Genomic DNA, 4,828 nt, shown 5'->3' with positions numbered 1-4,828 from the left:
CAGAAACTAAACTTTTGCGAACATTGAATAGAATTCAATATTGTTCATCAAATGGTTACTCTTTAAAAAGAGAGCTGCAACAAGGAATGAATAATTTCTACAACACGTTGAAGAATCGCCACAAACAAAGGGGCAGGCACACCCGGAATTGACAATAAAACAATTGAACAATTGATGGGATTAATCTAGGGAAACTAGAAAGATACCATCAGGAATACATACAATAATGGTTATAATCCTGAACCAGTTAAAAGATTTCTCATCCCTAAAGATAATGGGAATACCAGACCCCTTTTGGGTTTACCTACTATAAAAGATAGGTTGATGCAAAAATGTCTCGAACAATTCTTAACTCCCTACTTTGAAAATATTTTCTCAGAATAGAACTTTGGATTCAGAACCAAAAGATCTTGTCATGACGCCATCAAACGTGTCAAACAAAGATGCCAAAGAATTGACTATATTATCAAAATCGACTTAAAAGGCTACTTTGAAACGATCGACCACAAGATTCTTATGAGAACCCTAAACCAGTTCATCAAAAAGAACAAAACCCTATCAACCATTAGCAAACGGCTGAAAGCTGGCTTGGTGGAAGACGGCGTTAAATGTGAATCTTTATTAGGCTCTCCACAAGGAGGAATCATATCTCCCTTGCTGGCGAATGTATATTTACATCATATCGATCTTAAAATGGAGAAACTGATTAAAGAAGGGAAACTAATTAATAAAGGTAATCCAGAATATAAAATGGCACGGTCTAAAAACCAACACGATAAACTGAGGATCGATAGCTGCTTAACCTAAATCCAAAACCAAAAGTTGAATATATCCGCTATATTGATGATTTTATCATTGGTATCAAAGGCGGAAAAAGCCTAAAGAATCAAAAATTAACTAACTTAATTGGCTAACTCCCTAATTTACTCTCTTGCGAGAACTAATTTCCCCTCACGACTGATTAGCTATTTATTCTTATCGTTCTTGTTTTTCTAATATCATGTATTTGTTGATTGGTTATCTTGCGATGACAATCTTTACACAATACCTTGGTACTTTTATTCATGATCCTTTGGTGATTCGCATTGCGAACTGTGCCAATGTGATGAATTTGAAGTTGGGTTGTTTTGTCGCAGTTTTCGCAACGTTCCGCTTTCAAACGGTCAGTTAGATGTGTACGACTTCGGAATTTAAATCTATTAATGGCAATGTCCGGGTTTCCCTTGTAATTACGCATTTTTTCAATTTTATCCCAAGAGTAGACTTCCCATGGTTCGTATTGAGTCTTTCCTTTGTTAATATAGGAGATACCCCAAGTTGAATCTATATTGAGTTTCTTTCGAACTCTGGGAATCGATGTTTCCCATTTTCTTGCCAGTGTTTTCAAACAGCTATATTCAGCTAGATAATTCAGATAGGTTAAAACCCCGAGATTGTTAGCTAAGCAAAAGTATTGGGTAATTCCTCTAGTAGGTCCGGATTATTTCTAATTTATCTCTATCATATAAAAATCAATTTTATAACTATTCGTTTTTATAAACAATTTCAAAAATGGTTTTTTGTTTTTTTTCAAATTATCATTTTTTATTTTTTTCATCTTTTTTTACTATATTTTGGTATTTTTTGAATTGTTGAATTTGTTTTTTGACATTTATTAATATTTGTTTCTTTAATTAATTTATTATTTAATTTTTCCATTGCCATAATTTTATTATTATTAATACATAATAATCCTAAGAATAAAAATGAACAAAAACTTATTATTCTAAATCTATTTTTAATTCAAACATTATTGAAACTTTTTTAATTTAGAAAATTATTTTTGTTCATATTGCCAAAAAATATACATATTTGAAGCACCATTTCCCATTTTTTTCAAATCTTCTAAGTTATATTTATCATCTTCATCATCTCTAGTGCCATTATCAAAAAAAACACCTAATAAATTACGAGGTGGATTTTTAATTTTCCACATAATAGCAAAAGTTGCTATATTTCCGTTATAACAAGGTCTATTTATTTTAAAATCAAAGTATTGTTTAAATGTTGCATGATTTTTAAGAATATTAATATTTGATACAGTTATATTAACGATTCTCATATTACCAACAAATTCTTCATTAGGGGCGGCCATTACTTGTTGATTATTAGTAATTAAAAATAAACCTAATAAAGTAAATGCAAAAAATGCATTCAATAACAATAGTAAGTTATTTTTTATTTTAACCATTAATTGAATCTCCTTTAATTTTTATTCCTCTATATTTTAACATATTAAAAGTTGTTAAATATATATATATATCTAATTGCCTGTTATCTTTCTTTATCAAACTGAGCATGTTCAAATCCATTAACAGAGGTTTCCTTATAAGTTAATCTTATTTTATTCCAACGATCTAACGAATGTTGATTTTTGATGTAGTTTGCAAGGTTGGTTGGCAGGTTCTTTTTAGAGTTACCGAAGATTTCCGGATCGGCTTTAATTCTTTTCTGAAATTTTCTTCTTGCATTTTTATCGTTTTCAGATTATTGTTAATGTCCATATTTTCTTGGTTTTTATCTTTAATGGTTGGTTTGGGTATTTGTCAGGGGTTGGTTCTAAAGTGGCTATTTCTTGTGCTAATTGGAGAATTTTATTTTCTTGGTAGATTTTATTTAATAGACTTTAATATCATTTAAGTTCCGCTTAGATTTGATGATAGCGAAGTTGATAATAATTAATGTCATTTCGAACTATAAAGGTAAAAATTAACGCTTATTTGGGTTTCTTCTTTAGGTTTTCTTTAAGTATTGTAAGATGCCTTGATGTCATTGGACGCATTGCTGTTCGCAGGAATTTTGGCTGTTGTTTTACTTGGCAACAATCAGGTTTTATTTTTAATTTCGAATTTAAGACTTCTTTAATATTTTAAATTAATATGAATCTTTGGTTTTGTGGATTTTTGTGGTTGTCCTTTAGTGGTTTTTTATAAGCTTTTTCGATGATCGTCGTTAAATTCTGATTAGAGAAGTTTTTTACTTTAACATAATTGGGAAATCTTTTTGAAAGCTCAAAAAGTATGATAACTAATTTGATAAGGGGCGATAATATGTTTTAAATAACCTGGAATTTCGGAATCTTTTAATTGATCAATATGCTGACGACTATTAAACTCCACATCTAATTTATCTAATAAAATATTAATCACATTAACTCCTCCTAAAGAAATATTGGCATTATTACGATTTTCTAAGTTTTCGATTTCTTCAATAAAGATAATGCTGTGCTCATAATTTTTTGCTTTTTGCCGAATTTTTTCTAAAACTTCTTTGCCTTTGCCAATGTATTTTTGATCTAGTTGGGCAAGAATTAAATTAATAAAGTTGACATTGGCTTAACCACAAAGAGTTTTAATTAAAAAAGTTTTCAAAGTTTTCTCTGTGTCAGAGGGGGGCCATAAAGTAAATAATTTTCGGGACAGACGTGATAAAAATTACTTAAAGATTTATTAATTGGAAAATAAGTTAATAAATCATCTGATTCTTTTTTTTCGGTTGCCATCCCGTAAAAATCTTTAAAAGTTACCTTGTTTTTCGAATGGGAAAGGGATTTATTTTCTTGTACATGATTTAATTGAAGCGTTAAATTTTGCTTTTTTTCCGAAGCGATTTTTTGATCAGTTAAGAAAGGCGAAATCTTTGAAATTTTTTAATTCCATTTTATTTTTTTGATATTCTGGTTGCGTTTTTAATGTTTCATGTTTTTTTTGATTCGCTTCCACATAATTAAGCGCTTGCTTTAATTGCCTAATTTGTCATTGGAGGTTGGCTTTGGTTTGCAATTGGGCTTTTTCTTGGGATAATTTTGCTAGTTTCGCTTGTTTTTATTTTTGATTTTAATTTAACGTTTTCCTTTGTTCAATTAAATTATCAATTAAGGTTTGTTATGTTTGTTATTTTTTTTATAGTTCCGTTAATTGTTTGTGTTTTTGTGTTTTAAGATTGAGAGATAATTCAAGATGATTTATTAATTCACTTGGGAGGTTTTTATTTTATTTTATGTAATAGTTTCTGTTAAAGTTTGCACATTTTTCGCAATTTAGGTTAAAATGTGATCTTGTTGCTGGAGGGCTCGGATTTTAGCTTGTTCTAATTCGATTTGGTTGTCCATTTTTTGTTGTTGACTGGTTGCATGCGGGTTCGTTAAAGTGGTTTTTTAGTGGGAAGGAATGAATGCGTTATCCCTTAAATGAATAAAATAAATAACCCGCAACTTAATAATTCCAGCACATACAGATAAAATTTTGGCTTGAATGACATCGTTAATCTCCTTTTTTGCTTTTTATAAAGAAAAATGATTGGGTTATTTTAAAATTAATATTTTAACGGCATTTTGAATGGTTTTAGAAAGTTTGAAAGTGACTACTGTTTTAGCAGGAATTTTGATTTTTTTCCCTGCTCGGGGATTTCTATTAAATTAGGCTTTTTTCAATTTTAAAACAAATTTCCTAATTTGGGGTGTTAAAAAGACTTCAGTATTGGTCGTAATGTCTTTGATTAAAACTTTTTAAAAAATGTGTTAAAATTCTGTGGTTTTGTTAATGGAGGTTTGATGATCCTCAGCGATTTTTTAATTAATACTTTTTAGTTATTATTATTTCTTCTTTTTTCGTTTTTGGAGTTATTTGTAACGGTTTTGAAAATAATTATCGTGATAAATATCGGTTAACTCATCATTCATTTTAATTGTTCTTTGATTTGTTATTTTTGGTTCTTTATCAATTTATGGTTAAAAAGGCAAATTATCTTGCGGTTTATTATCTAAATGCTAATTGAAAAGCAATTTTGG

6 protein-coding genes and 2 pseudogenes are annotated in these 4,828 nt (G+C 29.2%); 1 reads left to right on the top strand and 7 read right to left on the bottom strand.

The genetic code is table 11. The features are described 5' to 3' along the window. Positions 1–869: pseudogene (locus tag B2G44_RS02485) on the top strand (reverse transcriptase domain-containing protein); the annotation flags it as partial. 92 nt (positions 870–961) lie between these two features. On the opposite strand, the gene B2G44_RS02200 reads toward B2G44_RS02485, so the two are convergent. The 7 genes and pseudogenes from B2G44_RS02200 to B2G44_RS02510 all read right to left on the bottom strand — a co-directional run bounded on the left by B2G44_RS02200 (position 962) and on the right by B2G44_RS02510 (position 4,420). Further along, positions 962–1,414, bottom strand: a complete 453-nt coding sequence (locus tag B2G44_RS02200) for a hypothetical protein (RefSeq protein ID WP_257616386.1) — start codon at positions 1,412–1,414, stop codon at positions 962–964. A gap of 402 nt (positions 1,415–1,816) precedes the next feature. Then, on the bottom strand, positions 1,817–2,230 hold the full coding sequence (locus B2G44_RS02190) for an SVM family protein (RefSeq protein WP_078123190.1): 414 nt from the start codon (positions 2,228–2,230) through the stop codon (positions 1,817–1,819). Positions 2,231–2,396: 166 nt separating this feature from the next. After that, entirely contained in the window at positions 2,397–2,543 is a 147-nt protein-coding gene (locus B2G44_RS02375) for a hypothetical protein (RefSeq protein ID WP_180372484.1), read from the bottom strand. A 507-nt stretch (positions 2,544–3,050) separates the two neighbouring features. Beyond that, the gene (locus tag B2G44_RS02465) at positions 3,051–3,188 is read right to left on the bottom strand and encodes a hypothetical protein (protein WP_257616385.1); all 138 of its coding nucleotides are present in this window, start codon (positions 3,186–3,188) and stop codon (positions 3,051–3,053) included. Positions 3,189–3,203: 15 nt separating this feature from the next. Beyond that, a pseudogene (locus B2G44_RS02460) lies at positions 3,204–3,323 on the bottom strand (hypothetical protein); the annotation flags it as partial. 83 nt (positions 3,324–3,406) lie between these two features. Then, positions 3,407–3,541: a hypothetical protein gene (locus B2G44_RS02455; RefSeq protein ID WP_257616384.1), complete on the bottom strand. Its 135-nt coding sequence runs from the start codon at positions 3,539–3,541 to the stop codon at positions 3,407–3,409. Between the two features lie 801 nt (positions 3,542–4,342). After that, positions 4,343–4,420, bottom strand: coding sequence for a hypothetical protein (locus B2G44_RS02510; RefSeq protein WP_420887401.1), 78 nt, complete (start codon positions 4,418–4,420; stop codon positions 4,343–4,345). Positions 4,421–4,828 lie beyond the last annotated feature (408 nt).

This window comes from Candidatus Phytoplasma citri (assembly GCF_002009625.1).
GTDB lineage: Bacteria > Bacillota_I > Bacilli_A > Acholeplasmatales > Acholeplasmataceae > Phytoplasma > Phytoplasma citri.
This window is presented reverse-complemented; position numbering and strand designations above follow the sequence as displayed.